At 50.6% G+C, this 19083-nt stretch carries 17 protein-coding genes; 10 read left to right on the top strand and 7 right to left on the bottom strand.

Annotated elements, in window-relative coordinates:
• Nucleotides 1-265: 265 nt before the first annotated feature.
• Entirely contained in the window at nt 266-1306 is a 1041-nt protein-coding gene (locus PZBJ_RS03725; protein ID WP_101761254.1) for an AI-2E family transporter, read from the bottom strand.
• Nucleotides 1307-1431: 125 nt separating this feature from the next.
• On the bottom strand, nt 1432-4119 hold the full coding sequence (locus PZBJ_RS03720; RefSeq protein ID WP_101761253.1) for a cation-transporting P-type ATPase: 2688 nt from the start codon (nt 4117-4119) through the stop codon (nt 1432-1434).
• Between the two features lie 851 nt (nt 4120-4970).
• Here PZBJ_RS03720 and PZBJ_RS03710 point away from each other — a divergent pair.
• From PZBJ_RS03710 to PZBJ_RS03700, 3 genes are read left to right on the top strand one after another with little or no spacing between them, the layout of a single operon-like run.
• Complete coding sequence (locus PZBJ_RS03710; RefSeq protein ID WP_245250666.1) at nt 4971-5966, top strand: efflux RND transporter periplasmic adaptor subunit; 996 nt, start codon at nt 4971-4973, stop codon at nt 5964-5966.
• Nucleotides 5966-9028, top strand: coding sequence for an efflux RND transporter permease subunit (locus PZBJ_RS03705; RefSeq protein WP_101761250.1), 3063 nt, complete (start codon nt 5966-5968; stop codon nt 9026-9028). The genes PZBJ_RS03710 and PZBJ_RS03705 overlap by 1 nt, the downstream gene beginning before the upstream one ends.
• Nucleotides 9025-9990 (top strand): acyltransferase, encoded by a 966-nt coding sequence (locus tag PZBJ_RS03700; RefSeq protein ID WP_101761249.1) that lies wholly within the window; start codon nt 9025-9027, stop codon nt 9988-9990. The genes PZBJ_RS03705 and PZBJ_RS03700 overlap by 4 nt, the downstream gene beginning before the upstream one ends.
• Here the strand turns inward: PZBJ_RS03700 and PZBJ_RS03695 are convergent.
• Nucleotides 9977-11494: an alpha/beta hydrolase gene (locus PZBJ_RS03695; RefSeq protein WP_101761248.1), complete on the bottom strand. Its 1518-nt coding sequence runs from the start codon at nt 11492-11494 to the stop codon at nt 9977-9979. The two genes, PZBJ_RS03700 and PZBJ_RS03695, sit on opposite strands and share 14 nt — an antisense overlap.
• Nucleotides 11484-12041, bottom strand: coding sequence for a lipid IV(A) palmitoyltransferase PagP (gene pagP / locus PZBJ_RS03690; RefSeq protein ID WP_420818496.1), 558 nt, complete (start codon nt 12039-12041; stop codon nt 11484-11486). The genes PZBJ_RS03695 and pagP overlap by 11 nt, the downstream gene beginning before the upstream one ends.
• Nucleotides 12042-12491: 450 nt before the next feature.
• Here pagP and cspE point away from each other — a divergent pair, with 450 nt between their 5' ends.
• The gene (gene cspE / locus PZBJ_RS03685; protein WP_007885867.1) at nt 12492-12704 is read left to right on the top strand and encodes a transcription antiterminator/RNA stability regulator CspE; all 213 of its coding nucleotides are present in this window, start codon (nt 12492-12494) and stop codon (nt 12702-12704) included.
• 511 nt (nt 12705-13215) lie between these two features.
• Nucleotides 13216-13545 (top strand): NIPSNAP family protein, encoded by a 330-nt coding sequence (locus PZBJ_RS03680; protein ID WP_101761246.1) that lies wholly within the window; start codon nt 13216-13218, stop codon nt 13543-13545.
• Between the two features lie 257 nt (nt 13546-13802).
• Here PZBJ_RS03680 and PZBJ_RS03675 read toward each other — a convergent pair whose 3' ends face one another.
• Nucleotides 13803-14309 carry a P-loop nucleotide/nucleoside kinase family protein gene (locus tag PZBJ_RS03675; protein ID WP_101761245.1) on the bottom strand — a complete coding sequence of 169 codons (507 nt, stop codon included), beginning with the start codon at nt 14307-14309 and terminating at the stop codon, nt 13803-13805.
• A gap of 537 nt (nt 14310-14846) precedes the next feature.
• Here PZBJ_RS03675 and PZBJ_RS03670 point away from each other — a divergent pair.
• The 5 genes from PZBJ_RS03670 (at nt 14847) to PZBJ_RS03650 (ending at nt 18175) form a co-directional block, all read left to right on the top strand.
• On the top strand, nt 14847-15464 hold the full coding sequence (locus tag PZBJ_RS03670; protein WP_101761244.1) for a dTMP kinase: 618 nt from the start codon (nt 14847-14849) through the stop codon (nt 15462-15464).
• A gap of 637 nt (nt 15465-16101) precedes the next feature.
• The gene (locus PZBJ_RS03665) at nt 16102-16362 is read left to right on the top strand and encodes a hypothetical protein (protein WP_101761243.1); all 261 of its coding nucleotides are present in this window, start codon (nt 16102-16104) and stop codon (nt 16360-16362) included.
• Nucleotides 16363-16788: 426 nt separating this feature from the next.
• The gene (locus PZBJ_RS03660; RefSeq protein WP_101761242.1) at nt 16789-17058 is read left to right on the top strand and encodes a hypothetical protein; all 270 of its coding nucleotides are present in this window, start codon (nt 16789-16791) and stop codon (nt 17056-17058) included.
• Between the two features lie 340 nt (nt 17059-17398).
• Nucleotides 17399-17641, top strand: a complete 243-nt coding sequence (ycgZ, locus tag PZBJ_RS03655; RefSeq protein ID WP_101761241.1) for a regulatory protein YcgZ — start codon at nt 17399-17401, stop codon at nt 17639-17641.
• Between the two features lie 249 nt (nt 17642-17890).
• Entirely contained in the window at nt 17891-18175 is a 285-nt protein-coding gene (locus tag PZBJ_RS03650) for a biofilm development regulator YmgB/AriR family protein (protein WP_101761240.1), read from the top strand.
• A gap of 113 nt (nt 18176-18288) precedes the next feature.
• On the opposite strand, the gene PZBJ_RS03645 is transcribed toward PZBJ_RS03650, so the two are convergent.
• Together PZBJ_RS03645 and PZBJ_RS03640 are read right to left on the bottom strand one after the other, a co-directional pair.
• Nucleotides 18289-18540, bottom strand: a complete 252-nt coding sequence (locus PZBJ_RS03645; protein ID WP_101761239.1) for a biofilm development regulator YmgB/AriR family protein — start codon at nt 18538-18540, stop codon at nt 18289-18291.
• A 64-nt stretch (nt 18541-18604) separates the two neighbouring features.
• Nucleotides 18605-18889, bottom strand: coding sequence for a hypothetical protein (locus PZBJ_RS03640; protein ID WP_101761238.1), 285 nt, complete (start codon nt 18887-18889; stop codon nt 18605-18607).
• Nucleotides 18890-19083 lie beyond the last annotated feature (194 nt).

Below are 19083 nucleotides of genomic sequence, written 5' to 3'. Positions count from 1 at the left end.
GTTTTCAAAACCACGCATGGAAGCTAAGAAGCAGGCCGGGGCCGCTTTTAGGCAGGCAATCCGCAGCGCTGAATGTAGCGAGGAAGCCAGGAGAGCACGCAGGACGCGGGCGAAAGGCGGAGTCGGGACAAGGAAGTCCCGTCTCCGCCGGTCCGTCAGGCTGACGAGCGAAATGAAGGTACCGCGTAAGCGGCGCGAGGACCGCCGGACCAAAGGCGGCCCCGGCCAGCGTATTCGCCATTGAAAAAAACAAGCATAACGGCATTTATGGCGACCTTTTTGGAAAATGTTCTCCCTGCTTTTCGTTCCCAGCGCTCGCCAGTAATATCTTTTTCAACATAAACGTCAGCGGAATTGCCAGAATCGCACCGATGATGCCCAACAAGGATTGCCAGATAAGAAACGCCAGCAGTTGTGTGGTAAGTGCCATATTCAATCGTTTGCCCAATAACAACGGCTCAATGACTGAACTCAGAATTAAATTCAACGCCACGAAGAACAGTGCGACCACCAATGCGGTTTGGATATCGTACAGCATATAACTTTGCAGCACTGGCGGGATGGCCGCCATAAATGAACCCAGCACCGGAATATAGTTGAAGACAAACATCAACACACCCCAGAAAAAGGCGAACTTCAGGCCAAGAAGATGAGCACCCGCCCAGACAATAATGCCGCCGACAATACTGGTCAGGGTTTTAACCTGAGCATAAACGATAACGCTTTGCACACCCTCTTCAAGCGCCACGTAGTAGCGCTGATATTTCCCTTCGGCCAGTTTACGCAACAGGATTTTTAAATTTCTCATCTCATACAGCATGAAAAACAGCATCAGAAATACCATCAGCCACCAGGAAAGAATGCTGGGTATTTGCGTGAGAAAACCCGTGACAAAGCGCACCACCGCACCCGCATCAACAAACGCCAGCATGTCGTTAGGCGTTAAAACCAGGCCCAAATGACTAAACGTCTGCGTCACCGGCTCGAAGCGTTCGGCCAGTAACTGCGGTGCCTGACGGCTCAGCTGGATTAAATCGGGGGTTAATACGGTGAGTTTGATGATGGTGAACACAATCACCAATAACAGCAGCACAATCACCAGCAGCGATGACAGCAGACGCGGCACGCGTTTTCTTTCGAGCCGACTGATTAACGGATCGAGCATAATCGCCAGAAACAGTGACAGCATCACCTGATTAATTAATGCCGATGCCAGATAGATACCGGTGAGAATTATGGTCAACGAGGCGAGAATTATCAGTACGCGCAAAAGCCTTGACCATAAAGGAAACTCGTTCAGTCCCATTATTAAGATCCTTCATCCTATACAAAATGTATTATAGAGAAAAACCTGTGCGCTGGGCCTTGTTTGAGGTCAAGTGACGAAAAACATTCAGGCCGTAAGAGAAGCGGCCTGAATGTCACGCGCTATTAATTGATTCTGAATCTCCGCGTTAATGGCTTTTCGATTTCGACAATTAAAAACATCACGAAGCCAATGATCAAGGTAATAATCCAGTAACGTAACGGTAGCGCGGTGGTACCAAACAGCAGCTGCATAAAGGGCGCGTAGATAATCAGCAATTGCAGAACTAACAGCACGCCGCTGACGATCCAGATGCCTTTATTCATCAGCAAACCTTTGCTCAATGAGAAGCCGTCGGAAACACGACAGTTCAGCATATAAAACCACTGCGCCGTTACCAGCGTTTGTAATAACACGGTACGAATAAATTCCGGTGAATAGCCGCGCGGTTGCAGCCAGGCTTCCAGTACGAAGGCGCTGATGGCGATCATCGAACCGACAAAAATCACGCGCCAGATGGCGAAACCATCCATCACATGTAGCTTGGGATCGCGCGGCGGACGACGCATGATATTTTGCTCACCCGCTTCAAACGCCAGGCCGAAAGAGAGCGTGGCGGAAGTCGCCATGTTCATCCACAGAATCAACACCGGCGTCAGCGGAATTAAGTTACCCGCCAGCAAGGCAATGATGATCAGCAAGCCCTGCGCGAGGTTGGTCGGCATGATGAACAAAATGGTCTTTTTCAGGTTGTCATAGACGCGCCGCCCTTCCCGCACCGCGCTGGCGATGGTGGCGAAGTTATCGTCCGTCAGCACCATATCGGCGGCTTCTTTGGTCACTTCGGTGCCTTTAATCCCCATGGCGATGCCGACATCCGCCTGCTTCAGTGCGGGCGCATCGTTCACGCCATCGCCGGTCATCCCGACCACCTCTTTTTTGCTCTGCAGCGCCTGCACCAGACGGAATTTATCTTCCGGGCTGGTACGGGCAAAGATGTCGTACGCCTGCGCTGCTTCGCTCAATTGATGATCATCCATCACTTCCAGCTCGCGTCCGGTGATGGCGGTGCTGGCGTTACCGATTCCCAGCATCTGCCCAATACTCATCGCAGTTTGCGGGTGGTCGCCGGTGATCATTTTCACGCGAATGCCGGCTTGCAGGCAGTCGCCAATCGCGGTGATGGCTTCCGGTCGCGGGGGATCCATCATCCCGGCGATGCCCAGCAGAATCATGCCCTGATGCAGATCCTGATGCGTCAGCTCAGTTTGTCCTGGCGTGGCCGGTTTCCAGGCCGCCGCCACCATGCGTAATCCTTCGCGCGCATACTCCTCAATTTTGGCTTCCCACCACGGCAGATCGATTGGCTGCAATCCGGCTTCCGTTTGCTGCTGCTGACAATGTCTGAACAGCACGTCCGGCGCGCCAGTCAGCAGCACGCACTCTTCATCGCCGATCAGGTAGTGCGTCGACATGTATTTGTATTGCGAATCAAAGGGGATTTTATTGCGCAGCTCGGTGGTGACTGAAGGCAGATGTCCTTTGGCGGCTAGCACTTTAAGCGCGCCTTCCGTCGGGCCGCCGGTGATTTTCCACAGTCCGTTTTCGTCTTTAATCAGCTGGCTGTCGTTACACAGATCGATGGTGCGCAGATAGCGCTCGAGGATCGAGCCTTGCGCCACTTTCACCGGCACAGCGTCATCGGCTTTATGGATGGCGCCTACCGGTTCATAGCTCACGCCATCAACGCGGTAAATCTGATCGGCGGTGATAATCGCTTTCACCGTCATTTCATTCATGGTCAGCGTGCCGGTTTTATCTGAGCAGATCACCGTCATCGCGCCCAGCGTTTCCACGGTAGGCAGCTTGCGGATGATCGCCTGCTGCTTCGCCATGGTTTGCACGCCAAGCGACAGAATGATCGAGATAATCGCCGGTAATCCTTCGGGAACCGATGCCACCGCAAGGCTAATCAGAGACAGCATCAGCTCTGAAACCGGCATATCGCGGAACAGCAAACTAAAGACAAACAGCGCGGCCATCATCGCCAGGATGATCAGGAAAATGGCTTTACCAAGTTTATCCATCTGCACCAGCAGCGGCGTGCGGTGCTTTTCGATATCGGACATCATCTGGTTGATGTGCCCAAGTTCCGTGGCGCCACCGGTAGCGACCACCAGCCCTTTACCGCCGCCCGAACTGACGGTGGTGCCGGAGAACAGCAGATTGGTACGATCGCCCAGCGGCAGCTCGCCGATGAGCGCGTCCGTGCCCTTCTCGACCACGGTGGATTCGCCCGTCAGAATCGCTTCTTCGACACGCAGGTTATGCGCCTCAATGACGCGCAGATCCGCCGGGATGCGGTCGCCGGCGCGGATCACCACCACATCACCTGGCACCAACTCGGTGGTGGGCAGCGTCTCGTGATTACCCGCACGGATCACCACCGTTTCGCTGGAGAGCATATTGCGGATACTTTGCAGGGATTTTTCCGCATTGCTCTCCTGAATGTGGCCAATCAGGGCATTCACCACCGCCACGCCGAGAATCACCAGCGTATCAACCCAGTGTCCCATGACGGCAGTTAGCAGCGCAGCGGCCAACAAAACGTAGATCAGCACATCGTTGAAGTGAGCGAGAAAACGCAGCCAAACCGGCTTGCCGGGTTTCTGTGGCAGGGCATTTTCCCCGTACTGTGTTAGGCGCGCCGCCGCTTCAGCACTACTGATTCCCTCGGTGGAACTTTGCGTACTGGCCAGCGTTTCATCGACAGAAAGTTGATAATAGGTACTTTCCGGTTTAGCAGTATTCATCGCTTTCTCCTCAAATCCTGTTTCGGAAATCAAGGCGGTGATATCCCGTATTTAACAAGTCGCCATTGAACGAAAAGATCAGACCTGACTTATCCGGTTGAAGAAGCGGTCCGTTTCAGATTGAAAAATATGTCGTTAATGGCTGCTCAGCGGCAATGGAGCAGCCCTATTTTCTATACGAAATTGAAAGTTTTTTGTAAAATGAACGCTATAAACGTAGCACAGGGATATTCAACGCATTCATTTCTCAATAAAAGTCGTAAGGCGAAAACAATTTATCTCACCAGACTTATCCGATCGCGGATAATAATAAAAATATAGTGTGATAATTCATAAGGCTGGGTAATTTAAAGCCAATATTCAGGTTACTTTAATCTGATATTTTATATCGATATTGCGGATTAAATATCCATGAAAATCAGTTTTATTAGATTTAAATCTGGTTAATTTCATCAAAAATATTACAAGCTATTAGGCTTTACTTTTTTTGACATCTGCGTCTATGCTCATCGATAACAAAAACATCCTGTTAATACTTCTCACCTTTCAAGACGATGGCGCAGTTTTTCTGTGGTCATGGTTAATGGAGGCAACGATGTATGGTTATAGCCTGCTCCGTCTGAGTCTTTATGTTGTCATTGCGATCGTTACCTGCTCCGCCGTAGGACTATTCACCTACGCGGTTGTCTCTATGCTTGGTAATTAAATTATCCACTCACATTATTGCCAACAATGGATTCGTTGTTGCTGAGGATAAAACAGTGACTCGTTATATTACGCTGGCTGCCATTGTTATATTTTTAACAACGGGTTGCGATCAAAAAAAACAGGAAGTCACGCCACCGCCACGCATGGTGAAAGTCGTTGAAGTTGTGGCATCCGGCGAATCTCAACAACGTATCTTCCCGGCGCGCATTGAATCCGGCGACTCCACCGATTTGTCGTTCAAACGTGCAGGACAGATTGAATCGCTGGATATTCGCCAGGGCAACCGCATCGAGCAGGGCCAGCTCATCGCCAGGCTTACGGCGCGGGAAGCGCAGCAGCGCGTTAATGAGCGCCAGACCGCCGCCACGCTTGCACAGCGGCAATTTGCCCGCTTCCAGACGCTCTCCGGCCGCCAGGCGATTTCGCAGGCAGACATGGATGTGCAGCGCGCCAACCGCGATGCGGCCAATGCCGCGCTGCAAATTGCCCGTGAGGAGTTAAGCCAGATGACGCTAACCGCGCCGTTCAGCGGCGTGGCCGCCGTGGTTAACGTGCGCAATCATCAGGTAGTCGCCGCCGGACAAACCATCGCCACCTTGACCCGCAACGATCTGCTCGACGTGGTGTTTAGTGTGCCGGAAAACCTGTTTACCGCGCTGGATATGCGCAACCTGACCTATCGCCCGGTGGTGCGCATCAACTCATTGCCGGATCGCGAATTCCAGGCCGAGTACAAAGAGCACACCGGCAGCAGTAACAGCAACTCGCTGACGTGGCAGATTATTTTAACTATGCCGCGCCCGGCCGATTTCCCGGCGGTGGGCGGCGTCAGTGGCACGGTGACGATTAACCTCGCCAATCTGCCCGCCAATGTGAATCGCGAATCGTTAGTGGTGCCGGTGGAAGCGGTGTTCAATCCCGATAACAGCCAGCGCAATGAACCGCATGTTTGGGTGGTGCAAGGCAGCGGCGATCAGCTGACGTTAGAAGATCGCAAAGTCAGCGTGGGTGAAGTGACCGATCGCGGCGTGGTGATCACCGCCGGGCTGCACGCCGGTGAACGCGTGGTCGCCGCTGGCGTCAACGAGCTGCATGCTCAGCAACCGGTACGCATCTGGACGCGTGAGCGAGGGCTGTAATGGATATCTCCCGGCAGTTTATCGATAATCCGGTCCGCGTCTGGCTGGCGATTCTGTTACTGGGCGTCGGCGGCATTTTTGCTCTGCTCAATATTGGCCGTCTCGAAGATCCGGCTTTTACCATTAAGACCGCTGTGGTTGTCACCCAATATCCCGGCGCGTCTGCGCAGCAGGTGGAAGAAGAAGTCACCTTGCCACTGGAAAATGCGCTGCAGCAGTTGCCCTATCTGGACAATGTCAGCTCCATCTCTTCCAACGGCCTGTCGCAGATTACCGTCAACATTGACTCGCGTTACCACTCCAACGCGTTGCCGCAAATCTGGGATGAACTGCGGCGCAGAGTCGGCGACGCGGCGCGTTTCTTTCCTCCCGGCGTGGCCGCGCCGTTCGTAAACGATGATTTTGGCGATGTGTTTGGTTTCTTCTTCGCTATTTCTGGCGACAACTTCAGTAATCCGGAACTGGTGCAATACGCGGAACAGCTGCGGCGTGAATTGGTGCTGGTGCCGGGCGTGGGCAAAGTGGCGCTGGGCGGCGTGATCCCGCAGCAAATTAATATCGATGTCTCCTTAACGATGATGGCCGCGCGCGGCATTACGCTGCCGCAGCTCGCCAGCGTGCTAAGTCGCCTCAACGTGGTCTCCAATGCGGGCGACATCAAAGCCGGCACGGAATCGATCCGTCTGCATCCAACCGGCGAGTTTCAGAACATCGAGGAGTTGGGCGACTTGCTGGTCAGCCCGCCGGGCGATCGCGCCACCACCCGATTGCGCGATATCGCCTCGCTGTCGCGCGGGCTGAGTGAATCGCCCTCCAGCATTTACCACGCCAGCGGACGTCCGGCGGTCACCATGGGAATTTCGTTTATTCCTGGTGTGAATGTCATTGATGTCGGGCGCGCGCTTGAGGCCAAACTGCAGCAGATGTCGGCAGAAAAACCGGCGGGTATTCAGATCAACGTGTTTTACGATCAGGCCGCCGAAGTGGCGCACTCGGTGAATGGCTTTATTACCAACTTCCTGATGGCGCTGGCGATTGTCGTCGGCGTGCTGCTGATCTTTATGGGTGTGCGCAGCGGCATTATCATCACGTTGTCGCTGGCGCTCAATGTGCTGGGCACGCTGCTGATCATGTATCTGTGCGGCATTGAGTTGCAGCGCATTTCGCTGGGCGCGCTGATTATTGCGCTGAGCATGCTGGTGGATAATGCGATTGTGATTGTCGAAGGTGTGTTAATCGCGCGTCAGCAAAACTCGCCGCTGATGAACACCATCCACTTTGTGATTCGCCGCACCGCCTTCCCGCTGCTGGGCGCGACGATAATCGCCATTCTGGCGTTTGCGCCGATTGGTCTTTCGCAGGATTCCACCGGCGAGTACTGCAAATCGCTGTTTCAGGTATTGCTGATTTCCCTGCTGCTAAGTTGGTTCTCGGCGCTTACCATCACGCCGGTGCTGATCAAATGGTGGCTGTTTAAAACACAGGAACCTACTAAAGCTGCGGCTGAAGTTTCACCTCATGACGGCGGTTTTTATCGCTTTTATCAGCGCATGTTGCTGGTGTTGCTCAGGCAAAAAACCCTCACGCTTTCGCTGATGGCGGTGCTGCTGGCGCTGGCGATTTGGGGCTTTGGATCGGTACGACAAAACTTCTTCCCTTCAGCCAATACGCCGATCTTCTTTGTCGATCTCTGGCTGCCGTACGGCACCGATATCAACGCCACCGAGCAGATGGCCAGCGACATTGAAAAATCGATTACCGGGCAGCAAGGCGTGGTGTCTACCGTCACCACCATTGGCCAGGGCAGCATGCGCTTTATACTCACTTACAACGGGCAGCGTCAGTACAGCAACTATGCGCAAATCATGGTGCGCATGGACGATCAGCGTAATATCGGGGCGCTGTCACACCGTATTGATGCCTACATCGTGCGCCAGTATCCGCAGGTCAATGCCAGCACCAAACGGGTGATGTTTGGTCCTTCGGGCGGTAGCGCAATTGAGGTGCGTATCAAAGGTCCCGATCCCGACAGAATGCGCCTGATCGCCAGCCAGGTCGGCGACATCCTCACCGCCGATCCCGCCACCGACAGCGTGCGCAACGACTGGCAAAACCGCAGCAAAGTTATTCGCCCGCAGTTCAATCTGGCATTAGGCCGCGAGCTGGGCGTCGATAAGCAGGAGGTGGATAACGCGCTGGAGATGAATTTCACCGGCAGCCGCGTTGGGCTGTACCGGGAAGGCGCTGACCTGCTGCCGGTTATCGTGCGGCCACCGGCCAGCGAGCGGCAGGACGCCAATCATCTCAATAACGTGCTGGTGTGGAGCCAGAGCCAGCAGCAGTACATCCCGCTCAGCAACGTGGTGAGCGGTTTTACGTTGCAATGGGAAGATCCGCTGATTCTGCGCCGCGATCGCAGCCGCGTACTCACCGTGCAGGCCGACCCGAATCCGCTCAGCAACGATACGTCCGGCGATATTGTGGCGCGCGTGAAGCCGCTGATTGAGCAAATCTCGCTGCCGCACGGCTACAGCATTGAGTGGGGCGGCGATGCGGAGAGTTCCAGTGAAGCGCAGCAAGGCGTGTTTACCTCGCTGCCGCTGGGTTATCTGGTGATGTTTGTGATCACCTTGCTGATGTTTAGCTCGCTGAAAAACGCCGTCGCTATCTGGCTGACGGTGCCACTGGCGCTGATTGGCGTGACGCCGGGCTTTTTGATCACCGGAATTCCGTTTGGCTTCATGGCGTTAATCGGCCTGCTGAGTCTGAGCGGTATGTTGATTCGCAATGGCATCGTGCTGGTCGAAGAGATTGAACAGCAGAAGCTAGTAAAGCCGCAGGCTGACGCGATCATCTACGCCGCCACCTCGCGTCTGCGCCCTATTCTGCTGACCGCCTTCACCACCGTGCTCGGGCTGGCGCCGCTATTGCGCGATGTGTTCTTCCAGAGCATGGCGGTGGTGATTATGTTTGGTCTGGGCTTTGCCACGGTGCTGACGCTGCTGGTGCTGCCGGTGATTTACGCCTGCTTCCATCGCCAAACGGTGGCTAGCGCATCATGAATGTGACCGGCCTCAACGTGATTAAAACGCTGGGATGTATGACGGCGGTGACATTTTTCACCGTGTACAACACCTGGGATCGCTACGATTACGATTATCACTGGATTCTGGCGTTTCTGACCTTTATCTCCACCATCGCCACGCCGCTGTTTTTTGTCGTCGCCGGGATAATGGATGCCCGTTCCGAGCAGGATGTTAACTGGCAGATAGGCAAGATTCGCAATCTGGTGATCGTGTTTCTGTTCTGGATGACGGTCTATTACCTGTGGGAACCCTATCAGCGCGGCTACCTGATCCAGCCATGGTTCATCTTCTCGTTCATTATCATCTACAGCTTTCACCCGCTGATGATCTGGCTTAGCCAGCACCGACGCGCGTTCGTTGCGCTGGTGTTTGCGTTGCTGGCGTTCTCATATGGCTACGATTTGCTGGCGGTGCTGCATCCGGACGACCCGCTGTTCCGGCTTGAACCGCAGTATCGGCTCTGGACCTGGCTGCTGTTTTATTTAACCGGCCAGCTGCTGTGCGATCCGCTGATTAATGACTGGATCGAGCGCAAAAAAGTGGCGCGCGGCGCGGTAATCGCCCTGCCCTTTATCTACCTGTTTACCTGGTTTTATGAGCAGCACTTCTTCTTTGCGCTATTCAAAGCCGATCGCAACGCCTTTATTCTCACTGGCTCGCAGATCTATCTGCTGGTGGTGGTGCTGGTGATCGCCGCCAGTCAGGTGCGCTTTCGCCGCAATGTGGCGGTTAAAGAGACCATTCTGGCGACCATCAGCAAAACTATGACCGGCGTCTATATTCTTCACTACTCGGTTTTCCATCTGCTCACCGTGCTGATTCCCATCACCTCGCTGGCGACTAAGCTGACGCTGATTGCCGTGACCTTTGCCGCTTCGGTGCTGCTCTCCAGAGTGATCCTCGCCAGCGGCTGGCTGAAAAAAGTCATAACCCTTTGATGCAGGCCGGCAGATTGCTCTGACTGCTGCAGTCAATGCGCCCCTTGATTTGCAACATCATGTAATCGAAAAACGGATTGGAGGTGTTGCGCATCAGCGTATCCAGCCCAACGATCAGGCTGGCGGTTTCACCGCGCAGCGAGATGGTGCCAAAGCTAATGCCATAACGATTCTTTTCCGTTGGCTCGCGGCCATACAGCGAGTCGCTGAGTGGGAACGGCACGGCAATGTGCGACAACGAATAGGTATCCTGCGGCCAGGCTTCATGCATCGAACGCACGATCTCTTGCGTTTGATCTGCCGCTGTAATGCGCGCCACGGTTTGATAGGTGGTCGGTGACGCGTTGGTGATGACCGTTGAGGCATAGCGGCGCGGCGCAGGCGGCAACAAATTATTGACCGCTGAGTAGAGCGCGGGCCTGAACAGCGCGCGCAAGTTCGCCGCCTGGTTGACGTCGAACATCACCAGTTCACTGCCGTTATCCGGCAGATAGCGATAGAACGCATTGACCACCGCGCGGGTGCTGACGGTGGAATCCAGCACTGACTGGAAGGTCAGCACCGGAGGAAACGCCGGCATGCTGCCGCCGCGAATCACATGCAGCAGCTGATCCTGCATCGCCTGAGTCAGCAGCCACGATTGCCGCGCCGCGCGCACCGGGAACGAGTTGTACTTGAAAGGATTGTATTCGGGGATGATGCTCAGCCACGCCGCTTTGGCGAAGCCGGGAATGATAGCGGGCCAGCCGGCTAAGCCAGCAAACCGCGCATAGGCGGTGACGCCAATCATCGGCGACAGCAATACCAGCTGCTGCGGCTTGCGCAGCGCGTTATTTTGCAAGGTATCGAGGCTGTATTTCACCGCCAGCGCGCCGCCGTTCGAGTATCCAACCAGATGCAAAGGTACGTTGCTACCCGCCAGGCGTGTCGCTTCGCGCACCGCTAAGCGGGTTGCCGCCATCCACATTTGCCAGTCAACTTTGGTGAGCGAACCGGGCGCCGTGCCGTGTCCCGGCAGCCGCGGCACTACCGCCACAAAACCCTTCTGCTGATACGCCTGCGCCAGATAGCGCATGCTGTACGGCGAATCGGTTAATCCATGCAGCAGCACCACCGCACCTTTCGCTTTTCCTTCCGGCTCGAGGATATAAGAGCGATTCCAGTCGGTGTCGAATCGCGCCGGATAAACCGGGCTTTGCGCGTTAAAGCGGTTGAGCGCCGTTTTCTCATCGTCACTGAGCTGGTCGGTCACGTTGAGCTTCATGTCGTGGAAAATCGCTGCTTCACGCGTCAGATAATCCGCGAAGCTGGCGCGATCAATCTCATCCACCGACATTTCATCCGCCGACCACGTATGCCAGCGATGCAGCGGCGGTCCCTGTTCGGATTGATAACCACGGATCACCAGGAACATCACCAGCAAAACCAGCAAGCCTAACGCTACGCGCTTGAGCACTTTGCTGATGCGATCTTTATGCAACGCGTTGGCGGAATCAGAAGGCATAGCGAACCCAGGCAAACAGCACGTTACCGTTATTGTAAGTGCCGGGAATATAGGTGAACTGCACGTTGAAACGTTTATAACCAGCGGAGAACAGCGGCAGCACGATAGGCAGCGGCACGTAATTGGCGAAGTCATCGCGCGCGGTGATACCGGCGGTTAGCCCAAGTCCGAGACGAAAATCACGCGATTGATCCAGATACCAGCCTTTCTCCCAGCCATAACCAATGATCGGCTGCCATTCGTTATGGGAATCTTTAAACGCCATCGCGTAGAGCGCGCTCCAGTTACCGTCTTCATTGATGCGCGAGACGCCCAACCCGCCGCCCCATGGCGTTTCATTGTAGTTATCGGTTTTATCTTTATCGTAAGCAAAACGGGCATGCCAGCTGATGAAAGGCAGATAGAGATCGTAATACTGCGGTTCCTGCCAGGTTTGTGAAACGTCCTGCTTGAGCCATTCCCAGCCATCGCTGATCGTGTTGGCCGCCGAGGCGGGACAGACAAACAGGGCCAGAGTAAGCAACCAGGCCGTCTGAAGAGTACGCATCATGTATGCCTCTGAAATTCACCGCCGCGAAAAGGAGTGGAAAAGCTGATGTGCTCACAAAGCAGATCAAGCCACTTAACCGGTGAGATTATAGTTGCTTGTTATTGCTATAAGTAGCATCACCACGCAGATAACAAACCACCTTGTGATAATCGGCGCGGCAAAGCGCAGCCAAAGATGAAGCGTAACCGGCCGTTCAGCCGTCCAGGTCTTTAAATGGTTAAAATAAATAAACATATTCGTTGCTAAATTATTATCGCTATGTCTTAATGCGTCATCGGTTTGGAACACAGACCTTATGAAAGCAGTTTTAATAAAGCAGTCCTCAGTTCAAGTGTTATCCCTAGATATCCTTCTTCGAGAGCCTCCTCCTAAGTGCCCAATAAGTAAATCTTTCACTTCAGGCCAATTTTCGCCGCTACAAGTGGCTCATCAATTAAGGAATTATCTATGTCTAACAAAATGACTGGTTTAGTAAAATGGTTTAACTCTGATAAAGGTTTTGGCTTTATCACTCCTAACGATGGCAGCAAGGATGTTTTCGTCCATTTCTCTGCTATCCAGAGCGACAACTACAAAACTCTTGATGAAGGTCAGCAAGTTTCCTTCACCATTGAAAATGGCGCCAAAGGCCCAGCAGCGGGCAACGTTACTCCGCTGTAAGCCGCGCTCATTATCAGCAGCGCTTACAATAGCGATGAAGACAATAGTCTGAGCAGATAAGCACCGCTGATAATAAAAAAACCCGCCTCGTGCGGGTTTTTTATTGCCTGAAATTGGTGTGACTAAGGTTTGCGTAGTGAATAAAATGCTCGCCAGCGGAATTTACGTAGTGGCAGCGCCTTCCAGTCGTTAAAGCTGCAATGCAGGTAATGTACGTCGGTGGTTATGCGACTTTACTTGGATCGAATGTGGCATTAGCCAGTATCTGGCGCACAGCTCAAGCCCAACTCTGCATAGAAGATTACGGTTTTGAATCGAAAAAAAATGAGGTAGGTTTTTTGCCTTATCCACAAGCGAAGAGCTGTAAAAACAACGATGTTAGAATTGCTTGTTTACGAAAATCTTTTTAAGCGTAACTTTGATGGTTATATTTAGTACAATTTGATTATGTGCATAGCTAGGAAGTTACCGCTAATCCAGGTATCTAACGTAAACCAAGGGAATGAAATTAATGAGAGCAGTCGAGTTATTGCAGTACATTCTGAAGCCAGGCACTGGACGAGAATTCCATACAATCATGGTTGAAATAAGTGCTCCTCTCCATCGTGGAGCGGGTATCGACATCATTGCATTTGGCAACTCGATTCATGATGAGGATTCTTACTTTCTGATTCGGGCATTTGATGATGTTGAACATATGAAAGCGTCTCAGGAAAAATTTTATATGAGTGATGAATGGATAAATGGCCCTCGAGAAGCAATCATCGAACGAATTCAAACCAGCGTAAAATCGGTATTGATACTTCCGACTATGGCAATTGATGGGCTTAGAAGTAATTAGAAACAAGGTGATAAAAGGGACATTACATGCATTGTTGATATAAATTACCTTGTCGCTTTGGATGATGAAGCGTGGAAACTATAAGATATCACCAGATATTAGTTATGAGATACCTCGCATCACTCATGCCGGACAGCGTTAAACGCTGTCCACTTTGGCCAGAAGCGGAGGCTGTCTGTATTAAGGCATCATCAGTGCCATCAATTTTGGGAACACAATAAAGCTACTCAATGGTGGCTTAAGTGCGGATGATGCATTTAGAGGTATTCGATAATTTCAAACCCTTCGTCAACTGTAGGTTCTGAGAAATAACTCGTAATGGTATTGAACTGTTGATCTGTAGCTGCAAAGTCGTGCGTACCTTCTGCGTTACGGGCGTGTAACCGGGCTCTGCAGACTTCATCAGATACGTTCAAATAATGCAGACGATTATCAGCACCTGACTCCTTAATAATACTCATCATCCATTCACGCTGTGCCCGTGTGTTTGCCGGAAAGTCCAGAACAACGGATAAACCCGCTTTGAGTAGTGCCACCAGGTGGGGCTTCATAGCCCTTCTGAGCTTTGAAGAACAATGAATATAATCCGCCAATGATTGCATTTCATTTTCATAGATCGCAGCCAGCCAGTTGTCCTCACTAACAATTACGGAGCCAGGTAAAGTACCTAATTTTGCAGATAATGTGGATTTGCCTGATGCAATTTTTCCGCATAAAAGATGCAGGGTTGGTTTTGCTGAAGTTGCCACTGTGTCGAAGTCCATATTTACCTCAATGGTTTGTTCGTTAAGGCCCATTTTACTGGCGGGAAATGGCGAACGTAATCCCACCTAAAAATTGGAAGTGATGATAATGAGTGGGTGAGATTGTACTGAGCCGGTTGCTGCATTTTTCCAGGCTAACAGGCGACAACATAAAAATCAGCTTTTTTTTAAATTTTTACTTTTAAACGTCCGCTGCTCGCTCAAAGCTGCCCATTAACGCCTCTCTGCTTAAATAACAAGCGTACAGAGAGAAGTTTTCCTTTTGCTAATCGGATCCCCTAAACTCCATCGTGTAGATCGCAACATATGGGCATTGACCTTAAATGAATTTACCATCAGAAAATGAGACTCGTAACTTAAAGCCATTGCCACAATGTCCATCAGTGTCTGTTATGAGAGCCTTTCATTTAGTTCACGCTGACGCGCCAGACAGCTTCACCGGACGTAGAAAGTGGACACCGGTTAATAAGAAGGAAATAGGATGCTTTTGCCCGATTTGAATTTCACACAAACACTACATCACCCGTCATTTCGACTATGAGCCGTCCACTGTTTGTTTCTCTGGATGGACCCAAAGGCGTCGGTAAAACCACGCTACTGGAAGCCATTACGAAAGTACTCAGGTCAGATAACATTAAGGTAATCCGGCTTTGCGAGAAAAAAAGCGACCCCTTCAGGAGAGAAACAATGGCTCTGGTGAACAGGCTGGCCAGAAATCCCTCCATGGTTTTAGAGCGGGAAGTTTGTGCGCGCTTTGCTGATAGCCGTGCATGGATTTCCCAACATGTGCTGACTAAACAGCCACCGAACAGCATCATTTTGATGGATCGCTGGTACCCGTCGGATGCCGCGTTTCGCCGGATGGTTCCATTTGCTGAGATTTTACAGTTAAACATTGATCGAAACGTGCAAGCGCCGGACCTGCATGTCGGGGTTGTTACTGCGCCTGAAATTTCATGGGCAAGGGCTGCGGCCAGAACGCGCGGGTTGAGTAGTACGGTGGTGCATAAGCTGGAAGATCATGTCGCTTGTACTCAGTCGTTCGAGCGAGCCGTTGCAGAACACGGCTGGGTTTTATGTCGTAATGAAGGGATGATCGAACACGCAACCCTGCAGGTTGTAAATGAGATCTACAAACTGCTGAATGACCTTTAGGCATCAGTTCTGAGACACTTTTTCTGCCGCATCCCGTTAGACCTAATAGTGGAAACTTATCACTCTGACTGAGCACTGAACACATTCGTCTATGGTTATCAGTTGCTACTCGGGCAACCTATACATCGGGGCAGTCCCTGAAAGTTCTACAGACGCACGTCTTGTGGATACGCTATGGCTGGGTGGGGGCTCAAGATATAACAGCGCGGTGCATAATATGCAGCTGGTGTCCGCCAACTTCCGCGTAATAAGCTGGCTATCCGTAAATGTAACGAAACCAATATCGTTACCTGCAAAGGATTTTATTGCATCCTTGCGCTTTCATATTTATACAGCTGTTCACGGATTACTTTAGAATTAAATATATCAGCCCTTTTTGTAGTGCCTTCCCATTATTTCACCGAGTTAATATCCATCATTGAAAAGCGCTTAACGCCTTTAACATTAAACCTCTTTCATGCAAAGTTGTACATAATATCACCCTGCATTAGCACCTAATAACGGCAGTGAACAGTCACTTAGAAAATATATAAATCTAAGATTTCATGACTTTTAGGAATTAACCTTTAGCTAAATCCGTCATAGCGCCTACAGTTTAAGTCGAGGTTGTCATAAACGTGAAAATGGAGGATGGTTAATGTCTTTTCAACACGACGGGAAAGGCTACGTCATTATTGGCGAAGCGGCACTGAGTATTGCCTTGGGACAGAGAGTTGTCAGCGTAAAATCGCTGATTGACGAACTGGAACATATGGCAAATGCAGGCGGCAGCAAGGCAAGGTTGTCTGATATTTCTGAAGCCACAAAATGGTTGAAGAGTTTCGAAGAGCCCGATCGCGCTGTCCATAATGTGCCTTACCTGCAGACGCTTGCAGGCTTGAACGACGAAACGAACTGACGCCTAAGGACGTAGTCCGGCTCTGGCCGGAAGACGACGACGAAGATGACCTCAACGGTCGCGTTTAACGTGTACCGGCTGGAGAAAATGTCAGGGACGACACTCTCCCCTTCCTTAATTAATCCCCACCGGTCATTTGGCAATATTCATTTCCCATTCCCAAATTACGTATCAAAATCTTCATTAATTGAGGCAAGTTTTGTCTTGAAAACGATTTCATTATTTTCCCTCGAAATTTGAGACTTTTCTTTATCATTAAGCAATGCGTTTACATCTGGCATAATTTAAGATAATTATCAGCAAGTTGAGCAGCAACATTAACATGCATAATTTGATAAACCGAAATCTCTAAACAATCTTAAAGACCTTAAGGACGTTTGTTACTACACTATTCTTACGGTAATCGAAAATATTGGAGGAAACGCAGTGTTATTTCATGACGAAGAACAAGGCCATATCATTATTGGCGAGGCAGTGATTAATCTTGCTGTGAGTCAGAAGGAAATCAACATTCACTCCCTCATCATTGAGTTGGGCACCATGGCCGAAGGCGATGCCAGCGACAATAGACTTGCTCAGATAGCCGACGCCAGACGCTGGCTAAAAGCCTTTGTCGAAACCTCCCCACGAAACCGCGAAGAGCTACGTTGGCTTTCAGCATCCAGACATTTACGCGCTATCAACAATGATCGTTAATGGGTGACTAACGTTGATTCAGGTTAAGGATGCGCCTCAGGGCGCTCCGCATTATGTCGATAAGTAAGTGAGTTAAACAGACTTCATTCCCTGAACCTTTCAATACCCCCTCCTCCAGTTAATCGCCTCCTCTCTCTTTGTACAAATTTACCCTTATCTTCAACAACCAGAACCCGACAGCTGATCTTACAACCAAACATAACTACCTGAATAAAAAGGATAAGCATCTTTTGCTTGAAAAGAAAATCTGTACAGATAAATTAATCCTGTACAAGTTTTAAAAGATTGTCTAACTTTATGTTCAGACAGAATCGACTATCCCAACTTTTACGAGGTTCGCATGCGTCAGAGTGTTTCTAAATTTCCCGATACAGCCAGCGATATTGCACATTATTTTAGCAAAGCAAGCGCGCCAACTCAGCAAGAAACGCTAGGTCAAATTGTTGTCGAAATCCTTCGGGCAGGCAAGAACCTTAATCGTAAGGCTATCTGCACTAAACTGTTAAGACGTCTCGAAGTCGCAGCCACTCAAGAAGAAGAACGCCATTATCAGACATTAATCGGCATGCTGTTTGATCGCTAAGTTTTATCTGTTGGCGAGATAAGCCAGTCACGATCCCGTCGAAGGGATTCAGGCTTTAAACCGCTCATTAATGGATTTTTATCCATGAAAGGCGTGCCATAACAGAAATATGCGCTAAATTTAGTTTTGAATGACTTTTAACTGGGTAAATAGCCCAGAAAGCATGGGTTTGTTTAGCCAACACCCAACGCAATAGCGTAAACATCTTTCAAACGTTGCCGCAGAAATATCTGATCACAAGGAGAGAAAATGCAACAAAGCGCACAGCAAACGTCCCGCGAAATAGACATTACTGACTATCTCCAAAACGCAGGTGACAACCTTTCTGCGGAGAAGACACTGATTGACTCCGCCATCCAGACGCTTGAGAGTCAGGGTAAGAGTGTCTCCAATAGCGCCATTATTTTGTACTTCATCTCGGAAATTGAAAATACCACGGACCCGTTGCAACTTGACGCGTTACTCAACGCGTTGAAGATGGTGGTGGGCTTTACTCCGGGTGAAGAAGAACGTTGGGCATTTTTTTACTGGTGAGTAAAGTCTCAGGGACATGAGGATCAGTATTTTTAATATGGATGTAGCGGTCAGAAAAGCGGGGAATTGACACAACTCTCCCCGCTGATAGGCAAATAGAATAGTTTGTTTTATTAATCATCATCATTAGGCGTACGGCCTACAACGATTTCAAGGCAGTTGCGCAGCACATCGAGTTGCTCAATATCTGTCGCACTCTCCAGCTCCGCTATCAGACTCATGATGATGGCCTTGTTCGTCACTCTTCCTCTCTCTGCGATCAATGACTTTACGATGATACCAATGACTTCTTTTTCCTGTGCATACTGGTCACCGGTGCTGTGTAAATAACTCTGCAGGTCTGACTCGATAGTATTCTGCTGCATAAAATATCCTTACTGAGTTGCGCATTTTTGTCTCTCTTCCACGCACTTAAGCCCTTAGCCGGCGTTAATGTCGGGTTGAGTCGTCATTACCGAATTTGTCTATATCAAAATTTGCCATGTGCTCCCGGTCTTCAACTTTAGGGGATTCACTCTCGGCAATTTCTTTCTTAACATCCTGCATAGCGAGAAGTATTGCGCGCGCGCGTTCTTCATCCTTTTCGGCTTTCAGCATCCATTCAAGTTTCGAGAGGAGCGCACGTCGCGAGATGCCGGCTTTTTCGCGCAGCAATGCTATTACCGCCTCGCCGATGAGAAGATCACTCAACTTTTGTTCATGGTGATTTTTCATATCACTCTCTGTTCAACATTTAGTGTTGAGAAGAGAGAGAGATGCGGCTGAAAAACGCTGCAATATCATTTACTGAATGGCATTTTCCCAGGTTCTGTTGCAAGGAAACCTCACGTGTTCATAATTTAATCAGATCGTCATGCAGTAAACTTATACAATGATCGCAATGTTGTACAGCTTTATTGGCGTGAATT

Source organism: Pantoea endophytica, assembly GCF_002858935.1.
Lineage (GTDB): Bacteria > Pseudomonadota > Gammaproteobacteria > Enterobacterales > Enterobacteriaceae > Pantoea > Pantoea leporis.
The sequence above is the reverse complement of the archived record's forward strand: the minus strand, read 5'-3'. Positions and strand labels throughout refer to the sequence as shown.

Coding starts and splice junctions, on each gene's coding strand:
- cspE (WP_007885867.1), top strand. CDS start 12,492: ATGTCTAACAAAATGACTGGTTTAGTAAAATGGTTTAACTCTGATAAA.
- PZBJ_RS03720 (WP_101761253.1), bottom strand. CDS start 4,119: ATGAATACTGCTAAACCGGAAAGTACCTATTATCAACTTTCTGTCGAT.
- PZBJ_RS03670 (WP_101761244.1), top strand. CDS start 14,847: ATGAGCCGTCCACTGTTTGTTTCTCTGGATGGACCCAAAGGCGTCGGT.
- PZBJ_RS03710 (WP_245250666.1), top strand. CDS start 4,971: ATGGTGAAAGTCGTTGAAGTTGTGGCATCCGGCGAATCTCAACAACGT.
- PZBJ_RS03705 (WP_101761250.1), top strand. CDS start 5,966: ATGGATATCTCCCGGCAGTTTATCGATAATCCGGTCCGCGTCTGGCTG.
- PZBJ_RS03675 (WP_101761245.1), bottom strand. CDS start 14,309: ATGGACTTCGACACAGTGGCAACTTCAGCAAAACCAACCCTGCATCTT.
- PZBJ_RS03680 (WP_101761246.1), top strand. CDS start 13,216: ATGAGAGCAGTCGAGTTATTGCAGTACATTCTGAAGCCAGGCACTGGA.
- PZBJ_RS03645 (WP_101761239.1), bottom strand. CDS start 18,540: ATGCAGCAGAATACTATCGAGTCAGACCTGCAGAGTTATTTACACAGC.
- ycgZ (WP_101761241.1), top strand. CDS start 17,399: ATGCGTCAGAGTGTTTCTAAATTTCCCGATACAGCCAGCGATATTGCA.
- PZBJ_RS03700 (WP_101761249.1), top strand. CDS start 9,025: ATGAATGTGACCGGCCTCAACGTGATTAAAACGCTGGGATGTATGACG.
- PZBJ_RS03640 (WP_101761238.1), bottom strand. CDS start 18,889: ATGAAAAATCACCATGAACAAAAGTTGAGTGATCTTCTCATCGGCGAG.
- PZBJ_RS03695 (WP_101761248.1), bottom strand. CDS start 11,494: ATGCCTTCTGATTCCGCCAACGCGTTGCATAAAGATCGCATCAGCAAA.
- PZBJ_RS03665 (WP_101761243.1), top strand. CDS start 16,102: ATGTCTTTTCAACACGACGGGAAAGGCTACGTCATTATTGGCGAAGCG.
- PZBJ_RS03725 (WP_101761254.1), bottom strand. CDS start 1,306: ATGGGACTGAACGAGTTTCCTTTATGGTCAAGGCTTTTGCGCGTACTG.
- PZBJ_RS03650 (WP_101761240.1), top strand. CDS start 17,891: ATGCAACAAAGCGCACAGCAAACGTCCCGCGAAATAGACATTACTGAC.
- pagP (WP_420818496.1), bottom strand. CDS start 12,041: ATGCGTACTCTTCAGACGGCCTGGTTGCTTACTCTGGCCCTGTTTGTC.